Annotated in this window: 15 protein-coding genes; 6 read left to right on the forward strand and 9 right to left on the reverse strand. The window is 69.8% G+C overall.

Annotated elements, in window-relative coordinates:
* Both AB4Z01_RS17485 and AB4Z01_RS17490 read left to right on the forward strand, forming a co-directional pair.
* A partial coding sequence (locus AB4Z01_RS17485) for a M10 family metallopeptidase C-terminal domain-containing protein (protein ID WP_441695821.1) occupies positions 1-551 on the forward strand: 551 nt, incomplete at its 5' end.
* A 159-nt stretch (positions 552-710) separates the two neighbouring features.
* On the forward strand, positions 711-1367 hold the full coding sequence (locus tag AB4Z01_RS17490; protein WP_441695822.1) for a hypothetical protein: 657 nt from the start codon (positions 711-713) through the stop codon (positions 1365-1367).
* A gap of 200 nt (positions 1368-1567) precedes the next feature.
* On the opposite strand, the gene AB4Z01_RS17495 is transcribed toward AB4Z01_RS17490, so the two are convergent.
* Both AB4Z01_RS17495 and AB4Z01_RS17500 read right to left on the reverse strand, forming a co-directional pair.
* The gene (locus AB4Z01_RS17495; RefSeq protein WP_441695823.1) at positions 1568-2734 is read right to left on the reverse strand and encodes a dienelactone hydrolase family protein; all 1167 of its coding nucleotides are present in this window, start codon (positions 2732-2734) and stop codon (positions 1568-1570) included.
* 36 nt (positions 2735-2770) lie between these two features.
* Complete coding sequence (locus AB4Z01_RS17500; RefSeq protein ID WP_441695824.1) at positions 2771-3952, reverse strand: M14 family metallopeptidase; 1182 nt, start codon at positions 3950-3952, stop codon at positions 2771-2773.
* A 185-nt stretch (positions 3953-4137) separates the two neighbouring features.
* Between AB4Z01_RS17500 and AB4Z01_RS17505 the strand changes: the two genes are divergently transcribed.
* Entirely contained in the window at positions 4138-5724 is a 1587-nt protein-coding gene (locus AB4Z01_RS17505; protein ID WP_441695825.1) for an ABC transporter substrate-binding protein, read from the forward strand.
* Between the two features lie 26 nt (positions 5725-5750).
* Here the strand turns inward: AB4Z01_RS17505 and AB4Z01_RS17510 are convergent, their stop codons facing one another.
* Together AB4Z01_RS17510 and AB4Z01_RS17515 are read right to left on the reverse strand one after the other, a co-directional pair.
* The gene (locus tag AB4Z01_RS17510; RefSeq protein WP_441695826.1) at positions 5751-6644 is read right to left on the reverse strand and encodes an alpha/beta hydrolase family protein; all 894 of its coding nucleotides are present in this window, start codon (positions 6642-6644) and stop codon (positions 5751-5753) included.
* A 12-nt stretch (positions 6645-6656) separates the two neighbouring features.
* Positions 6657-7589 carry a cyclase family protein gene (locus AB4Z01_RS17515; RefSeq protein WP_441695827.1) on the reverse strand — a complete coding sequence of 311 codons (933 nt, stop codon included), beginning with the start codon at positions 7587-7589 and terminating at the stop codon, positions 6657-6659.
* A 265-nt stretch (positions 7590-7854) separates the two neighbouring features.
* Between AB4Z01_RS17515 and rsgA the strand changes: the two genes are divergently transcribed.
* A complete protein-coding gene (gene rsgA / locus AB4Z01_RS17520) occupies positions 7855-8925 on the forward strand; it encodes a ribosome small subunit-dependent GTPase A (RefSeq protein ID WP_441695828.1) in 1071 nt (356 codons plus the stop codon).
* 4 nt (positions 8926-8929) lie between these two features.
* Here the strand turns inward: rsgA and AB4Z01_RS17525 are convergent, their stop codons facing one another.
* From AB4Z01_RS17525 to AB4Z01_RS17535, 3 genes are read right to left on the reverse strand one after another with little or no spacing between them, the layout of a single operon-like run.
* A complete protein-coding gene (locus tag AB4Z01_RS17525; RefSeq protein ID WP_441695829.1) occupies positions 8930-9313 on the reverse strand; it encodes a VOC family protein in 384 nt (127 codons plus the stop codon).
* Between the two features lie 44 nt (positions 9314-9357).
* Entirely contained in the window at positions 9358-9720 is a 363-nt protein-coding gene (locus AB4Z01_RS17530) for an Atu4866 domain-containing protein (RefSeq protein WP_441695830.1), read from the reverse strand.
* A gap of 12 nt (positions 9721-9732) precedes the next feature.
* Positions 9733-10464 (reverse strand): SDR family oxidoreductase, encoded by a 732-nt coding sequence (locus AB4Z01_RS17535; protein ID WP_441695831.1) that lies wholly within the window; start codon positions 10462-10464, stop codon positions 9733-9735.
* Between the two features lie 112 nt (positions 10465-10576).
* Here AB4Z01_RS17535 and AB4Z01_RS17540 point away from each other — a divergent pair, with 112 nt between their 5' ends.
* Complete coding sequence (locus tag AB4Z01_RS17540) at positions 10577-11482, forward strand: LysR family transcriptional regulator (RefSeq protein ID WP_441695832.1); 906 nt, start codon at positions 10577-10579, stop codon at positions 11480-11482.
* A gap of 47 nt (positions 11483-11529) precedes the next feature.
* On the opposite strand, the gene clpB is transcribed toward AB4Z01_RS17540, so the two are convergent.
* Positions 11530-14139 (reverse strand): ATP-dependent chaperone ClpB, encoded by a 2610-nt coding sequence (clpB, locus tag AB4Z01_RS17545; RefSeq protein ID WP_441695833.1) that lies wholly within the window; start codon positions 14137-14139, stop codon positions 11530-11532.
* A 268-nt stretch (positions 14140-14407) separates the two neighbouring features.
* On the opposite strand from clpB, the gene AB4Z01_RS17550 reads away from it, so the two are divergent.
* On the forward strand, positions 14408-15166 hold the full coding sequence (locus tag AB4Z01_RS17550; RefSeq protein WP_441695834.1) for an MOSC domain-containing protein: 759 nt from the start codon (positions 14408-14410) through the stop codon (positions 15164-15166).
* 38 nt (positions 15167-15204) lie between these two features.
* Here AB4Z01_RS17550 and AB4Z01_RS17555 read toward each other — a convergent pair whose 3' ends face one another.
* On the reverse strand, positions 15205-16224 hold the full coding sequence (locus AB4Z01_RS17555; protein WP_441695835.1) for an aldo/keto reductase: 1020 nt from the start codon (positions 16222-16224) through the stop codon (positions 15205-15207).
* Between the last annotated feature and the right edge of the window lie 74 nt (positions 16225-16298).

Raw genomic sequence — 16298 nt, forward strand, 5'->3', positions numbered from 1 at the left:
CCGTCGGCGTGACGATCAACCTCCAGACCCAGGTCAACACCGGCGGCACGGCCGAGGGCGATACGATCGCCGATGACGTCGAGACGATCAACGGCAGCAATCACGACGACGTGATGACCGGCAACGCCCTGGGYAACGCGCTCATYGGGTTCGACGGGGATGACAGCCTCAACGGCGGCGGCGGTGACGACGTGCTGCGGGGTGGAGCTGGCGCCGACACGCTGAACGGCGGCGGCGGCAGGGACTTCTTCAGCTACACAGCGGTTTCCGACAGCRCCGTCTCGGCCGCCGACACSATCCAGGACTTCCAGACCGGGGACGTGATCTCGGTTCGGATGATCGACGCCGACGGCGATGCCGGGAACGGCGACACGGCCTTCAGCTTCATCGGCACCGCCGCCTACACYGGAGTCGCCGGTCARCTGCGCTACGCGTTCACCAGCCCCGGCGTCACCACTATCGCCGGGGACATCGACGGCGACGGCACCTCGGACTTCCACATTCGTCTCGACGGCGCAATCACGCTGCAGGCCTCGGACTTCATGCTGTAACCTGTGCCGGCTCGGGCGCCTCGCGCGCCCGAGCCGCTATCCTCGTGGCGCGATGAGGAGCTGGGTTAACAACGGCTCGAATACGCTCCAGCCAAGGGCCGATGGAATTAACGCAATGTTCATTGCGCGCATCCATGATTCTCGTTCATGCTATGTTCTATGAATGAGGCGCGATCCGAACCGATCCGGCCGACCGACCCCGACATGCATTGGACGGGCTGGGCGCTGACCACGCTGCGCGAGGCGGCCGAGATCGACATGCGCTGCAAGCGCCTGACCGAGCGGCAGCAGGAGCGGGCGCATCACGACCCGAAGGCGCCGTCGCCGGCTTTCGGCCTGATCCAGGCGCGGCTGACGCGCTCGGTGCGGCTGACGGTCGCCCTGACCGACCGGATCCGCAACGGCTTCATGACGCGGCGGGACGAACGCAAGGCCTCGGGCGAGGAAGCCCGCCGCCGGCAGCGTCGCGAGCGCGCGGCGCAAATGGTCGGCGAGGCGACGGCACAGCCCGAGCGCGGGGTGGACGTCGAATGCATGCGGGCGATGGCGTGGGAGTCGCTGGTCGAGGACGAGATGCTCGACGCGCAGCTGGACACGCTGTCGGCGGAAGAATTGGTGCGGGAGGTCTGCCGCAAGATCGGCCACCCGCCGGTCCGGCTGCCGCAGAGCTGGGACGAGGGCTGCGAGATGACGCCCGTCCCGCCGCGGGAGACCGAGGCCGCCGACCGCGAGACCGCGGACGACTGGTCCGCCGAGTCGGGCGAGTCCGATTCCGGCCGGCCCGAACCGGAGCCGCCGAACCCGGACAGCAGCTGAGCGTCCGCGGCACGACCGCGTWGGTTGGGTTCGCGTCGCGAACCCAACACCCCGCCGTCGCACCATTGTTGGGTTCGCTTGCCGCGAACCCAACCTACGCAGCCAAGATCCGGATTGTTTTGCCTCTCCCATTTACGGCAGAGGCCGGAGGCGCTTGCGCCTCCGGCTGAGGGGTTTTGCCGAAGCCGAGCCCCGCCTTCTCACTCCACCCGCCCGAACTGCCGGTCGAGCCAGTCGAAGGCCTCCGACTGTTCTTCGGCCCGGAAGATATGGGCGTTCGGCCAGACCTTCGCCGAGAACCGGTCCGGCGCGCCGGCATCGGCCCAGACCCGTTCCATGCTGGCGAAGGCCTGGCGCACCGAGGCCACCGGGAACAGCGGGTCGGTCTCGCCGGCATAGAACAGCATCGGCTTCGGCGCCGCGATCGCGGCCGCGTCGGGGTAGTCGAACCAGCGGAACATGCCGGGATGCAACATGTTGAAGGCCGACTGGCCCTTGAGCTGGTTGTTGCCGGGCACCATCAGCCCGTCCAGCGTCGCCATCCAGTTGACTGCGACGCCGGCGGTGACCGCGTCGGTCAGCGCCGCCACCTGCCAGGCGCGGAAGGCACCCATCGAGAATCCGACCGCGGCGACCCGGCCCTTGTCGACCTCGGGCAGCGACGCCAGCCAGCGGGCCGCCCGTACATCCTCCACCGCGATGGTGCCGGCCAGCGACGAGCCGAGGTTGAACAGGTTCGAGGCCAGCGCCTGCTGCGACTCCGGGCCATTGTTCTGGCGGTCGCCCCAGCCCAGCGCGTCGGTCGCCAGCACGACATAGCCGCGGCGGGCCAGATCGTCGCCGATGAAGTTGCCCGAATAGTACTTGTCGACCCAGGCCTGGGCCGATGCCAGCCGGGCCTCATCGCCCCAGGGCCGGACCATCTTCTCCTTGCCGATGTCGAACTTGCCACCATGGTCGTGCAGCACCAGCGCCGCCGGAAACGGCCCCTGCCCCTTCGGCATCAGCAGCAGCGCGGCGATGCGGCTGTTGCCGGTGATCGACAGGACGATCTTCCGCGCCACGTGGTCGCCGCGGTCCTGCTCCTCGACCACCCTGGCGTCGAACGGCGCCGAATCGTCCGGCTGGATCAGCAGGTCCCACAGCTTCGCCCGCGCGGTCGCCCGCCAGTGCGAAAAGTCGCCGCCCGCCGGATCCCAGGCCAGGGCGAAATGCAGCTGGTCCTTCAGCTTCTGGTAGAAGACCGGGAGGTTGTTCTCAGTCACCCCCTTGGTCTCGCGATCCGCCTCGGCCGCCATCGCGATGCCGCCCGCGATCAGGAGCGCCGCGGCCAAGGCCGCCCGCGCCGGAATCCGGAGTCCAACCACGCGCCCCCCTCCAGGATCGTTATCCTGCGAGCTCTATCACATCCCGGCGCCGGACGCGCCCTGCCGCATCCCCGGCAGCGCCGCCGCGATCGGCTCCAGCATCGCCCGGCCGAGGCGCGCGCTGCGCTGCGGCGACCAGCCGAAGCGCGCATCCGGCGCATCGACCTGGTCCTTGAACGGCATCTCCAGCAGCACGGTCAGGCAGCCGAAGCGCTCGGCGATCCAGTTCCAGGCCATGCGCAGATCGGCCTCGGCCGGCGGCCCGCCCGGATAGGGGTGGCGGCGGACATAATCCGGGCTCGCCGCCTCCAGCCCGCGCATGAAGTCGACGAAGCGCCGGCGCAGCGCCGGGCTGCGCGACGGGATCTCCAGCGGCCCGCCGAGGAAATTATAGGGCAGTTCCTCGTCGCCGTGGATGTCGAGGCAGAAATCGACGCCCTCGGCCTCCATCGCACCGCGGATCGCCGCCACCTCCGGCGCATTCGCCGCCGCCGGATCGTTCCAGGCGCGGTTCAGGTTCATCCCCAGCGCGTTGGTGCGGGTGTGGCCGCGGGCGCAGCCATCCGGGTTGGCGGTCGGCACGATGTGGATCACCGCCGCCTCGCGCAGGTCGGCGGCCAGCGGATCGGCCGCGTCGAGCAGCCGGCCCATCAGCCCCTCCAGTAACCAGCCGCCCATGGTCTCGGACGGGTGCTGCCGCGCCATGATCCACAGCCGCGGTTTGCCCGGGCCGGACCGGCCGATCGTCAGCCGGTCGATCGGGTGCCCGTCCGGCGTCCGGCCCAGCACGTCATGCGCCACCTGCGGCGCCTGCCGGGCGCGGTCGACCAGCGCCCGGTGCCGCGCCAGCGGCCAGGGCGCGAAATAGGCGTAGTCGACAGCGTCGTGCCGCGGCCGGTCGACGATCGAGAACACGCCGTCGCGGTAATCCGCCCCGACCCGGAGCCACTCCATACCGTCATGCGAGGCGACAGGGCGATAGCCGGTCCAGCAATCCGGGATCTCGTCGCGGCCGGCCAGCCGGGCCAGCTGGCCCGAATTCTCGAAGATCATGCGGCAGTTGCGGCCCTTCGCGCCATGCAGCCGGAAGTGGAACCACTGCAGGTCCGGCGCCCGGCCGTCCGGCCGCAGCGCCAGCCGGATCGCGCCGGGATCGCGGCATTCCAGCACCCGGACGCTGCCGCCCTCGAAATCGCTGGTGATGTGAAGGTCGGGCATCGAGGTCTCGGCGGCCGGGGAGACCTCGACCCTGGCGGTGCCGCCCCGCGCTGGCAACGCCAAAAGCGGAGGATGGAATTAGCGATCGAAGATTGCAAAATCCGGCGAGCAACAAGGATTGAGTGGATTTTCCGGAAATCCACGTCATCCTGGCGACCGCTGTCCCGACGGAGTCCGATGGTCCGATGCGCACCCCTCTCCTCACCCTGGCCCTGACGGCCGCCCTGGCCGCGCCCTGGGCGGCCGCGGCCAAGACGCCGGCCAACACCGTCGTCATCGCCCAGCCGATCGACGACATCGTCTCGCTCGACCCGGCCGAGGAGTTCGAGCTGACCTCCGAACAGGAGAACGCCAACACTTATGACCGGCTGCTGGCCTACGACCTGCAGGACGTGTCCAAGATCAAGGGCGTGCTGGCGGAGAGCTGGTCGGTCGGCGCCGATGGCAGGACCTTCACCTTCAAGATTCGCCAGGACCTGAAATTCGCCTCCGGCAACCCGATCACGGCGGCGGACGCGGCCTGGTCGCTGCAGCGCGTGGCGATCCTGAACAAGACCCCGGCCTTCATCATCACCCAGCTCGGCTTCACCGCCGACAATGCGCGCGACCGGATTCGCGCCACCGACCCTGCGACCCTGGTGATCGAGACCGGCGAGGCCTATTCGCCCAGCTTCGTCTACTATCTGCTGACCGCCACAGTCGCCTCGGTGGTCGATAGCAAGCTGGCGCAGGAGCACGAGACGGACGGCGATCTCGGCAATGGCTGGGTGCGGCTGAACTCCGCCGGGTCCGGCCCCTATGTGCTGAAGAGCTGGAAGCCGCGCGAGAGCCTGCTGCTGGAGGCCAACCCGAATTACTGGGGCGAGGCGCCGAAGACCCGGCGGATCTTCATCCGCCATGTCCAGGAGGCGGCGACCGCCCGTCTGCTCCTGGAAAACGGCGACGCCGACTACGCCCGCAGCCTTGGCAAGGACCAGGTCGAGGCGCTGGCGAAGAACCCGGACATCCGCATCCAGACGGCGCCCAAGGGCAACCTGCTGTATCTCGGCTTCAACCAGGCCCATCCGGCGCTGCAGCACCCGGAGGTGCGCGAGGCGCTGCGCTATCTGATCGACTATGAGGGCATCCGCGCCGCCCTGCTGGGCCAGGGCTACACGACGCACCAGACCTTCCTGCCGACCGGCTTCCTCGGCGCGGTCGACGACACGCCCTTCGCCTTCGATCTGGACAAGGCCAAGGCCCTGCTGAAGCAGGCCGGGCTGCCGGACGGGTTCGAGGTGACGATCGACGTACCGAGCCAGCCGCCCTATCCCGACATCGCCCAGGCGATCCAGGCCAGCTGGGCGCGGGCCGGGATCAAGCTGACGCTGAACCAGCAGGACCTAAAGCAGATCTACACCCGCTACCGCGCCCGCCAGCAGGACATCTTCCTGTATTTCTGGGGCCCGGACTACCAGGACCCGCACACCAACGCCCAGGCTTTCGCCGAGAATGCGGACAACAGCCCGAACACCCGGACCAAGACCATCGCCTGGCGCAACAACTGGGACATCCCGGAGCTGAGCGCCCGGGTCGAGGCGGCGGTCCGCGAGACCGACACGGCCAAGCGCGCCGCGCTGTACCAGGCGCTGCAGCGCGACATCCTGCACAGCTCGTCCTACGCCATCCTGTACCAGACGACGGAGGTGGTGGCGCACCGCGCCGAGGTCGACGGCCTGGTGCTGGGCCCCAGCATCGACACCGACTTCTGGGCCGGCATCGTCAAGAAGTAGCGCACGGGCGGGAAGCCACTCCCCGCCTATTTCATCCCGGCGGCGATGAAGTCGCCGGTCTTGGCGATCAGCGCGTCGACCATCTCGGTGCCCTCGAAGGCGTTGAAGGCATGGTCCATCGGCTGCACCCACAGCTCCTCCGGCCCGTCATGGTAGTCGAGCAGGACCTGCCCGGCCTCCGGCTGCGGGAACACCACCGTGTCCTTGGTGCCGACCGCCACCAGCAGCGGGCCCTTGTAGCGGGCGATCTCCGCCACCGGGTCGACGGCATAGAGGCTGTCGAAGAAGGCCTGTTTCAGCGGCACCTCGGCGCCCCAGGGCAGCCTGGCCGTGATCGGCTTGTCGCCGCCCGCCAGCCCCTGGCGCATGACCTCCGGCCCGACCAGCAGCGCCACCGACGCCGCCAGATTGGTGCCGCGTGCCCAGAGCGAGACCGAGGTCAGCCTGTGCGAGGTGCGGCCGGCGACGATGGCGCCGACCGTGCCGCCCATGCTCCAGCCCACCAGCGCCATGCGATCGCGGTCGACATCCCCCTCCGCGGCGAGGAAATCGAGCGCCGCCAGCGCGTCCTTCACCTGGCTGTCCAGGGTCATATCGGCGAAGGCACCCTCGCTGTCGCCGTTGCCGCGAAAGTCGATGCGGAGGCTGGCGAAGCCCCGCTCCGCCCAGATCCGCGCGGCGCGATGGAAGACCCCCTCTTTCACGGCGGGGATCTCCATCTCGTTGCGGGTGCCGGTGAAGCCGTGCAGCAGCAGCACGACGGGCGGCGAGGCGACGTCGTCCGGCAGGGCGAGCGTGCCGACCACCTTCTGGCCGTCCACGATGAAGCCGACCGTCTTCTCGGCGGCCCGGCCGACGGGCGGGCCGGCAACGAAGGCGCACAGGGTCATCAGCAGCACCGCCAGCTTCGAGGTCGACATCGGCGGCCTCCCTTATTTCGGTGTCGGCCGCATCACCCCGTCGGGGCCGCGGCGCAGCGGCGCGGTCTGCTTCGGCAGCGGCGCGCCGGGCGCCTCGGCGATGGTCACGCCGTGCGGCCAGTCGGCCGGGGCGATGGCGATGTAGCGGGCATAGCCGCCGGTGCCGCCCAGCGGCTTGGCGAAGCCGATGCTGATCAGCGCTCCGGCCTCCGGCACTTGGTCGAGATTGGTCACACCTTCCGCTTGCGTAAAGTGATTGTGCATCAGCCAGGCCTCGCCCTCCAGGTCCGGCGTGGCGTCGGTGTCCAGCGGCTCATGGCCGTGGAACAGGATGCGGCGCTGCAGGTGCAGGAACTTCAGCGCATCCAGCGACACGCCGGGGAACGGCTTGTCGTTGAAATGGGCGACGTCGTCCCACTTCTTCGACCAGTCGGTGCGGACCATGACGACGCTGCCCTCGGGCACGGTGCCGTGCTTCGCCTCCCAGGCGGTGACGTCGTCCACAGTCATCGCATAGCTCGGGTCCTTCGCCACCTTCTCATGGATGTCGATCACCACCAGCGGCCGCACCGCGAAGGTCGGCGGCAGGTCGCTGATGGTGGCGCCATATTCGTCCCAATGCGCCGGCGGGTCCAGCTGGGTGCCGTACTGATCGGTCGGCAGGGCGTAAGCGGTGGCGACGAAGCCGTGCTTGGCATAGGTGAACTCGTCGCCCTTCTTGGCGTAGTCCGGCAGCTCGTTGCCTGCCGTCGCGGGCTTGAACTCGGCATTGCCGAAGCCCGGCCAGACCGGCTGGACCGGGGCGAAGGCATGGGTCAGATCGATGTACTTCGCGCTCTTCAGCGCCGAATCATAGACGCTCCACAACCCCTCTGCCGCCTGCGCCGCCGGCGTGGCGGCCAGTGCCAGGGACAGGACGGCCGTCGCGGCCGGAATGCGCAGCATGGAAGCCCCCTTCGTTGGTTGCACCGGCGAGCATCGCCCGACCCCGGGCCGGGCTCCAAGCAGTAAGATCATGCGCCGGCTTGACGCCCCGCCCCGGCCGGCTTATCCCTGGGCTGCCCCTAACGGCTCGGAAAGGAGGGTATGACGATGGCTGCGATTGTCCGCGCGTTTCGCGCCCCCCTTTGCTGTGCCGCCGTTCGGACCTCCTGACACCAGGATTCCATCGGCCGGCGCCTGACAGGCTTTCCGACCGAGGATTTCCGAATTGATCGAACGCTATGGCTGGAGCCAGGGGCTCCAGGATGATTTCAGCCCTCATGCAGCCCAAGGCCTGAGCCCGGCGCGCGTCACCGTGCAGCGGCGCGGCGCCTACACCCTCATCACGCCGCAGGGCGAGATGACCAGCCACCTGTCCGGACGCTTCGCCCATGAGGCGCAGGAAGGCGAGTATCCCGTGACCGGCGACTGGGTCGCTGTGTCCGTGCCCCCGGACAAAGCCAGCGCCACCATCCACGCCGTGCTGCCGCGGCGCAACGCCTTCACCCGCAAGGCGGCCGGGCCCGGCCGGCCGGTTGCCCAGGTGGTGGCCGCCAATATCGAGGTCGCCTTCCTCGTCACCTCGCTGAACGCCGAGCGCAACGCCCGGCGGATCGAGCGCTACCTCGCCACGGCATTGGAGAGCGGGGCCGCGCCGGTGGTGGTGCTGACCAAGGCCGATCTGTGCGACGACCGCGCGCCAGCGCTTGCCGAAATCGAACCGCTGACCCGGGGCGTGCCGGTCCATGTCGTTTCCGCCGTCAGCGGCGAGGGCATCGAGGGCTTGCGCGGCTGCTTCGCCCCCGGCCAGACGGCGGTGCTGCTGGGCAGTTCCGGCGTCGGCAAGTCCAGCCTAGTCAACGCCCTGGCCGGGATGGAGAGGATGGCGACCGGCGGAATCCGCGAGGATGACGCCCGCGGCCGTCACACCACCACCCATCGCGAGCTGGTGCTGCTGCCGGATGGGCGTCTGGTGCTGGACACGCCGGGCATGCGCGAGCTGGGGCTGTGGGATGCCGAGGCCGGTGTCGCCACGGCCTTCGACGACATCGAGGCGCTGGCGGCGACATGCCGCTTCGGCGACTGCCGGCATGAGGCGGAACCCGGCTGCGCCGTGCGCGCGGCGCTGGAGGATGGCCGCCTGGATGGGGACCGCTGGCGCAACTGGGGCAAGCTGCAGCGCGAGCTGGCGCATCTCGGCCGCCGGGAAGACCCGGTCGCCCGGGCCGCGGCGCGCAAGGTCTGGATCCAGCGCAACAAGCAGGGCCGCGCCGGCAAGAAGCGGGGTGACTTGGAGTGAGGCCTCAGGCCGGGTTCGAGATCTCGATCAGGTTGGCGTCGGGATCGCGGAGATAGACCGAGCGGATCGGCCCGGTCGCCCCGGTGCGGGGCACCGGGCCCTCCTCAATGGCGATGCCGAGACGCTGGAGATGGGCCATCACCTCCTCCAGCGGCGTCGCGGCGATGAAGCAGAGATCGGCCGATCCCGGAATCGGCCGCAGCGCCTTCGGCTCGAACTCGCGCCCGGCTTGGTGCAGGTTGATCTTCTGGTCGCCGAAGCGCAGGGCCTTGCGGCCCTGGCCGAAGGTCTCGACCTGCATGCCCAGGGCGCGGGCGTAGAAGTCGCAGGTCGCCTCGATGCTGGCCACGGTCAGCACCAGGTGGTCGAGATGGTCGATGCGGATCATGCCGTCCTCTCCTCGGTTGCCGGGATGATAGGACGGCGTGCCGGTCAGTCCCAGCGCCCCTCCCGGCGGAAGCGGTCGCCACCCACTTCAAGGGTGCCGTCGGCGACGGTGCCCACGGCGGTGAAGCCGGAATCGTCGGCGAAGAAGATCTGGCCAGGGCCGCGGATCTCCCAGCGGCCGGTATAGGCGCTGCGCTTGGCGCCGCGCGCCTCGTCATAGCGGCCGCCGGCCAGCAGCTCGAGCCGGATATGGCCGTTCTCGGTCACCCACATGCCGACGAGATCGGTTTCGGAGAGGTCGGTGCGTGTCATGTCGATGGCCTGTGTCGGGATGGTCTGGGACTGGGCTGCGGCGGCCGAGGCGGAGAGAACCGCCAGGGCTGCCAGGGCGATGCGGGAGGGAACCATCGTTGCCTCCGCTCAATAGGCCTGGGCGGTCGGGCGCACGACCAGCTCGTTGACGTCGACCTCAGGCGGCTGGGCGACGGCATAGGCGATCGCGCTGGCGATGGCCTCGGCCGGGAGCAGGTCGCGGCGGTAATCCTCGATCGCGGCGCGCCGCAGCTCGGGGTCGGAGATGCCATTGGCCAGCTCCGATTCCGTCGCGCCAGGCGCCACCACCGTGACCCGGATGCCGCCGCCGACCTCCTGCCGCAGCCCCTCGGAGAAGGCGCGCACGGCATATTTGGTGGCCGAATAGACCGCGGCGGTCGGCACGATGCGCCGGTCGGCCACCGAGGTGACGTTGATCACGTGGCCGGAGCCCTGGGCCTGGAACACCGGCAGGGCCGCGGCGACGCCGTACAGCACGCCCTTGAGGTTGACGTCGACCATCCGGTCCCATTCCTCGACCTTGAGGTCCGCGACCGGGGACAGCGGCATCACCCCGGCGTTGTTGACGATCACGTCGAGCCGGCAGAACTGTTTCACCGCGGCCTGGACGAAGGCTTCAACATCCTCGCGGCGGGTGACGTCCAGGCGCTGCAGCGCCACCCGGCCACCACCGCGGCGGATCTCGTCGGCCACGACCTCGAGCCGGTGCAGGCGGCGGGCGCCCAGCATCACGGCGGCGCCGGCCTTGGCGAAATGGCGCGCCACGGCTTCGCCGATGCCGCTCGACGTGCCGGTGATCGCGATGACTTTGCCTTCCATGGGGATCTCCATCAGTTGCGGCGTCCTTCGCCGTTGCCGGAGACCCTATGGCTTGACCCGCCACGACACGAGCGCATAGTCGACATCATTTCGATGACTGGGAGTCGTTCTCATGGCCTTCGACGGCCGCCTGCTGAGCGGCATCAGCGCCCTGGCCGCGGTGGTCGAGGCCGGCAGCTTCGTCCGGGCGGCGGACAGCCTGGGCCTGACCCAGTCCGGCGTCAGCCGTGCCGTCGCCCGGCTGGAGGCGCGGCTGGGCGTGCGCCTGTTCGACCGCACGCCGCGGGCGATCACCCTGACCGAGGAGGGCCGCCGCTTCTATGACGGGGTGATGCCGCACCTGACCGGCATCGAGGACCGGACGGCCGAGGCGTCGGGCGGCGCCACCGCGGTCCGGGGCCGGCTGCGGGTCAATGCCGATGCCGCCTTCGGCCACTCCGTCCTGGCCCCGCGCCTGGCCGGCTTCATGGCACGCCATCCGGAGATCGAGCTGGAGCTGGTGGTGCGCGACCGCATCGGCGACCTGGTGGCCGAGGGCTTCGACATCGCGCTCCGCTTCGGCGAGCCCGAACCCTCAGGCCTGAACAGCAAGCTGCTGCTGGAGACCCGGGTGCTGACCTGCGCCGCCCCCGACTACGTGGCTCGGCGCGGGCGTCCGCAGCATCCGGACGATCTGGTCCGGGACGGCCACGAATGCGTCCTGGTGAAGGAGGCCGCCACCGGCCGGCCCTACGAGTGGGAGTTCCGGCGCAAGGCCGAGGTGCTGTCGGTGCCGGTCAAAGGCCGGCTGACGGTGAACGATTCCGGCAGCCTGATCGGCGCCCTGCTGGGCGGCCAGGGCATCGGCCAGCCGCTGGAGTTCAGCGTGCGCGACCTGCTGGCGTCCGGCCGGCTGGTCCGGCTGCTGCCCGACTGGTCGGATGAGCGATTCCCGGTCTACGCCTATCACCGCTCGCGCGGCCTGCCCCCGGCCCGGGTGCGTGCCTTCCTCGACTTCGTTTTCGAGATCACGGTGTAGACAAGAGAAAGGGGCGCCGAAGCGCCCCTTCCCCTGTCGTCTGGCCGTCAGGCCGCCGCGGCGAGCGGCTGGGGCTCGATCACCAGCCCGTCCTCGCCCGTGGTGACCTTGACCGCGCTATCGTCGGCCACCCGGCCCTCCAGGATCGCCGTCGCCAGCGGGTTCTGCAACTCGCGCTGGATCACCCGCTTCAGCGGGCGCGCCCCGTAGATCGGGTCGTAGCCCTGGTCGGCCAGCCAGCCCTTGGCCTTGTCATCCAGCTCCAGCGTCACCTTGCGGTCGGCCAGCAGCTGGCGCAGACGGCCCAGTTGGATCTCGACGATGCCGGTCATGTTCGCCCGGGTCAGGCGGCGGAACACGATCATCTCGTCCAGCCGGTTCAGGAACTCCGGCCGGAAGTGCTGGCGCACCGCCATCAGCACCTTCTCGCGGCTGACGAAGTCGATCTCGCCCTCGCTGTCCCCCTGCTCGATCGAGGCGACGGCGAGATGCTCCGAGCCCAGATTCGAGGTCATGACGATCAACGTGTTGCGGAAATCGACCGTCCGCCCCTGCCCGTCGGTCAGGCGGCCGTCGTCCAGCACCTGCAGCAGCACGTTGAAGACGTCCGGATGGGCCTTCTCGACCTCGTCGAACAGGATCACCTGGTAGGGCCGGCGCCGCACCGCCTCGGTCAGCGCCCCGCCCTCGTCATAGCCGACATAGCCCGGAGGGGCGCCGATCAGCCGGCTGACCGCGTGCTTCTCCATGTATTCCGACATGTCGATGCGGACCATCGCCGTGTCGTCGTCGAACAGGTACTCGGCCAGCGCCTTGGTCAGCTCGGTCTTGCCGACGCCGGTCGGGCCCAGGAACAGGAAGCTGCCGATCGGCCGGTTCGGGTCCTGCAGCCCGGCGCGGGCGCGCCGCACCGCGTTGGCGACGGCGGTCAGCGCCTCATCCTGGCCGACCACGCGCGACTTCAGCTTCTCCTCCATGTGGAGGAGCTTCTCGCGCTCGCCCTCCAGCATCCGGTCGACCGGCACGCCGGTCCAGCGGCTGACCACCGCGGCGATATCGTCGGCCTGCACCTCCTCGCGCACCATGTGCGAGGCCTGGGCCGCCTCGGCCTCCTTGAGCTTCTTCTCGAGCTCCGGGATGACGCCGTAGGTCAGCTCGCCGGCGCGAGCCCAGTTGCCGCCGCGCTGCGCCTGCTCCAGCTCGCCGCGGGCTTGGTCCAGTTGCTCCTTGACCTTGGTCGCGGCGGACAGCTTCTCCTTCTCCGCGGTCCAGGCCGCGGTCAGGCTGGAAGACTGCTCCTCCAGCTCGGCCAATTCCTGCTCCAGCTTGGCGAGGCGGTCCTTCGAGGCCGCGTCGGTCTCCTTCTTCAGGGCCTCGCGCTCGATCTTCAGCTGCATGGTGCGCCGGTCCAGCGCCTCGATCTCCTCGGGCTTGCTGTCGACCTGCATGCGCAACCGCGCGCCGGCCTCGTCCACGAGGTCGATGGCCTTGTCCGGCAGGAACCGGTCGGTGATGTAGCGGTTCGACAGGGTCGCCGCCGCCACGATGGCGCCGTCGGTGATGCGCACGCCATGGTGCAGCTCGTACTTCTCCTTCAGTCCGCGCAGGATCGAGATGGTGTCCTCGACCGTCGGCTCGGAGACGAAGACCGGCTGGAACCGCCGGGCCAGCGCCGCGTCCTTCTCGACGTGCTTGCGGTACTCGTCGAGCGTGGTGGCGCCGACGCAGTGCAGCTCGCCGCGCGCCAGGGCCGGCTTCAGCATGTTCGAGGCGTCCATCGCGCCGTCCGCCTTGCCGGCGCCGACCAGCTGGTGCATCTCGTCGATGAACAGCACGATCTCGCCGGCCGCGGTCGTCACCTCCTGGAGCACGGCCTTCAGCCGCTCCTCGAACTCGCCGCGGAACTTGGCGCCGGCGACCAGCGACCCGAGATCGAGCGCCAGCAGGCGCTTGTTCTTCAGGCTCTCCGGCACGTCGCCATTGACGATGCGCAGGGCCAGCCCCTCCACGATCGCGGTCTTGCCGACGCCGGGCTCGCCGATCAGCACCGGGTTGTTCTTGGTGCGGCGCGACAGCACCTGGATGGTGCGGCGGATCTCCTCGTCGCGACCGATCACCGGGTCGAGCTTGCCCGACCGCGCGGCCTCGGTCAGGTCGCGCGCGTATTTCTTCAGGGCCTCGTACTGGCCCTCGGCGCCGGGGCTGTCGGCGGTGCGGCCCTTGCGCATGGCGTCGACGGCGCGGTTCAGCGTCTGCGGCGTGATCCCGCCCTGGGCCAGGGCGCGGCCGGCCTCGGTCTCCTTGGCGATGGCGAGCGCCAGCAGCAGCCGCTCGGCCGCGACATACTGGTCGCCGGCCTTCTTCGCCTGCTCCTGCGCCTGGTCCAGCACCCGCGCCAGCTCGCGGCTCATATAGACTTGGCCGCCGCCGCCCTCGACCTTGGGCTGCTTGGCCAGCGCCTGCTCCACCGCCTGCAAAGCGGCCTCGGGCCGGCCGCCGGCGCTGCGGATCAGGTTGGCCGCCAGGCCCTCCTCGTCGTCCAGCAGCACCTTCAGCAGGTGCTCGGGCAAAAGCTGCTGGTGGCCGCGGGTCAGCGCCGCGGTCTGAGCGGCCTGGAGGAATCCCTGGCTGCGCTCGGTGAACTTCTGAAGATCCATACGTCTAGTCTCCGCTATCCGGCGCGGTCGTCTTGCTCGAAGCCCGACCCCGCCTTGATCCACATTCGTGCGATCCGGGAGGATGCAGGACTGATGTAGGGGTGTGGCCGGGCTGCAACAAGGGCCATCGGGAACATCCGGAAGAGTCGTGCCGCGAGCGCGCCGATGGGGGCCGGTCCCAATCGCGCATAGCGGCGATCCTCGGCGCGCTGATTGTTTCCACCGGCCAGAACGCGCTAGGGTTTTTTCCCGGAACCCGAGACCCGCCATGACCGCCGTCCGCCTCGCCGAACTGTACCGCTACCCCGTCAAGGGCATGTCCGGTCAGAAGCTCGCCACCACCGATCTCGCCGCCGGCGAGACGCTGCCGCATGACCGGCGCTTCGCCATCGTCCATGGCGCCAGCCAATGCGACCCGACGGCGCCGAGCTGGCAGCCGAAGCGGCAGTTCCTGCAACGGATGACCGACGAGCGGCTGGCGCTGCTGGGCATCGACTATGACGACGCCACCGAGGCGCTGACGCTGAAGCGGGACGGCAAGCAGGTGGCGCGTGGCCTGCTGTCGATGCCGATCGGGCAGGAGTTGATCAACCAGTTCCTGAACGCCTTCATGAAGGATCCGCGCGGCGCGCTGAAGATCGTCTCCGCCCCCGGCCTCGCCTTCACCGACAAGCCGGAGAAGCTGGTCTCGCTGATCAACCTGGCATCGGCGAAGGACATCGAGCGGGTGACGCGCGCCCCGGTCGACCCGCGGCGCTTCCGCGGCAACCTTATCCTCGAGGGCCTGCCGGCCTGGGCGGAGTTCGACTGGATCGATCGCGAGCTGGCGATCGGGCCGGTGCGGCTCAAGGTCGTCTCCCGTATCACCCGCTGCGCCGCGGTCAACGTCAACCCGGCGACCGGCGAGCGCGACCTGAACATCCCGAAGGCCCTGATCGCCGGCTTCGGCCACGCCGATTGCGGCATCTATGCCGAGGTGCTGGCCGGCGGCCGGATCGCCGAAGGGGACACGCTGACGGTCGTGTGACCGGGCCTGCCCGAAGGCGAACCCGGTCCCCGTCGTCGTTACGGCCGAACCGGCCCGGTACCCGCGCCGGTGCTCTCGATCGCGGCGGCGATCTCGCCGACATCCTCAGCCGTAAGCTCCAGCGTCGCGGCGTCGAGCCAGCCGTCGACCTGCTCCGGGCCGCGGGCGCCGACGATGGCGGCGGTGACCGCCGGCCAGGCCAGCGTCCAGGCCACCGCCACGGCGGCGACCGAGGTGCCGTGGCGCGCCGCCACCGGCTTCAGCGCCGCGGCCAGCGCCAGGTTGCGGGCCAGGCCGTCGCCGCTGAAATGCGGCGAGCGCGAGCGCCAGTCGTCCTTCGACAGCGCCGCCGCCCGCTCCGCCGTGAAGGCGCCGCTCAGGAGCCCGGACTGCATCGGGCTGTAGACGATGACGCCGGTCTGGTGCTTCGCACACCAGGGCAGCTCCGACGCCCCGATGTCGCGCCGGATGGCCGAGAAGGGCGGCTGCAGCGTGTCGACATGGCCCACCGCTTCGGCCCGCGCCAGCAGCTCGACATTGTGGTTCGACAGGCCAACGGCGCGCACCTTCCCTTCGCGCTTCAGGTCGAGAAAGGTCTGCCAGAGGGTCTCGATCGAGGTGCCGTCCTCGGCCGGCCAATGCAGCTGGTACAGGTCGATCCGCTCGACCCCGAGCCGCTGCAGCGAGGCCTCGACCTCGCGCCGCAGGCTGGCCGGGGCGCCGACGCGCTTGGGCACGGCGGTGCGGTTCGCCTCGTCCCAGATCAGCCCGCCCTTGGTGAAGACGTAGGGCCGCTTGTCGGCCGGGATCTCGCGCAGGGCGCGGCCGACGATCTCCTCGGAATGGCCGAGGCCGTAGACCGCCGCGGTGTCGATCCAGTTGATGCCAACCTCGGCGGCGTGGCGGATCGCCGCCACCGAGGCGTCGTCATCCTGCTCACCCCAGGCCGCGGCCCAGCCGGCGCCGCCGATCGCCCAGGCGCCGAAGCCGACCCGGGTGATCGCCATGTCGGTGGTGCCGAAGCGTCGTGTCGGCAGATGCGTGTGGCCTTCGCTCATGATCGTCTCCCGATTACGTCAGACATGGAGAATGACGGCATCACATTCAGCGTTCCAATTGAATGTTCAGATCG

The organism is Inquilinus sp. YAF38, from assembly GCF_052113205.1.
Lineage (GTDB): Bacteria > Pseudomonadota > Alphaproteobacteria > DSM-16000 > Inquilinaceae > Inquilinus.

What these genes read in the sequence shown, in the direction of transcription:
- AB4Z01_RS17490 (WP_441695822.1), top strand. Translation starts at nt 711, where the DNA reads ATGAATGAGGCGCGATCCGAACCGATCCGGCCGACCGACCCCGACATG.
- AB4Z01_RS17500 (WP_441695824.1), bottom strand. Translation starts at nt 3,952, where the DNA reads ATGCCCGACCTTCACATCACCAGCGATTTCGAGGGCGGCAGCGTCCGG.
- AB4Z01_RS17505 (WP_441695825.1), top strand. Translation starts at nt 4,138, where the DNA reads ATGCGCACCCCTCTCCTCACCCTGGCCCTGACGGCCGCCCTGGCCGCG.
- AB4Z01_RS17510 (WP_441695826.1), bottom strand. Translation starts at nt 6,644, where the DNA reads ATGTCGACCTCGAAGCTGGCGGTGCTGCTGATGACCCTGTGCGCCTTC.
- AB4Z01_RS17515 (WP_441695827.1), bottom strand. Translation starts at nt 7,589, where the DNA reads ATGCTGCGCATTCCGGCCGCGACGGCCGTCCTGTCCCTGGCACTGGCC.
- AB4Z01_RS17525 (WP_441695829.1), bottom strand. Translation starts at nt 9,313, where the DNA reads ATGATCCGCATCGACCATCTCGACCACCTGGTGCTGACCGTGGCCAGC.
- AB4Z01_RS17530 (WP_441695830.1), bottom strand. Translation starts at nt 9,720, where the DNA reads ATGGTTCCCTCCCGCATCGCCCTGGCAGCCCTGGCGGTTCTCTCCGCC.
- AB4Z01_RS17535 (WP_441695831.1), bottom strand. Translation starts at nt 10,464, where the DNA reads ATGGAAGGCAAAGTCATCGCGATCACCGGCACGTCGAGCGGCATCGGC.
- AB4Z01_RS17540 (WP_441695832.1), top strand. Translation starts at nt 10,577, where the DNA reads ATGGCCTTCGACGGCCGCCTGCTGAGCGGCATCAGCGCCCTGGCCGCG.
- clpB (WP_441695833.1), bottom strand. Translation starts at nt 14,139, where the DNA reads ATGGATCTTCAGAAGTTCACCGAGCGCAGCCAGGGATTCCTCCAGGCC.
- AB4Z01_RS17550 (WP_441695834.1), top strand. Translation starts at nt 14,408, where the DNA reads ATGACCGCCGTCCGCCTCGCCGAACTGTACCGCTACCCCGTCAAGGGC.
- AB4Z01_RS17555 (WP_441695835.1), bottom strand. Translation starts at nt 16,224, where the DNA reads ATGAGCGAAGGCCACACGCATCTGCCGACACGACGCTTCGGCACCACC.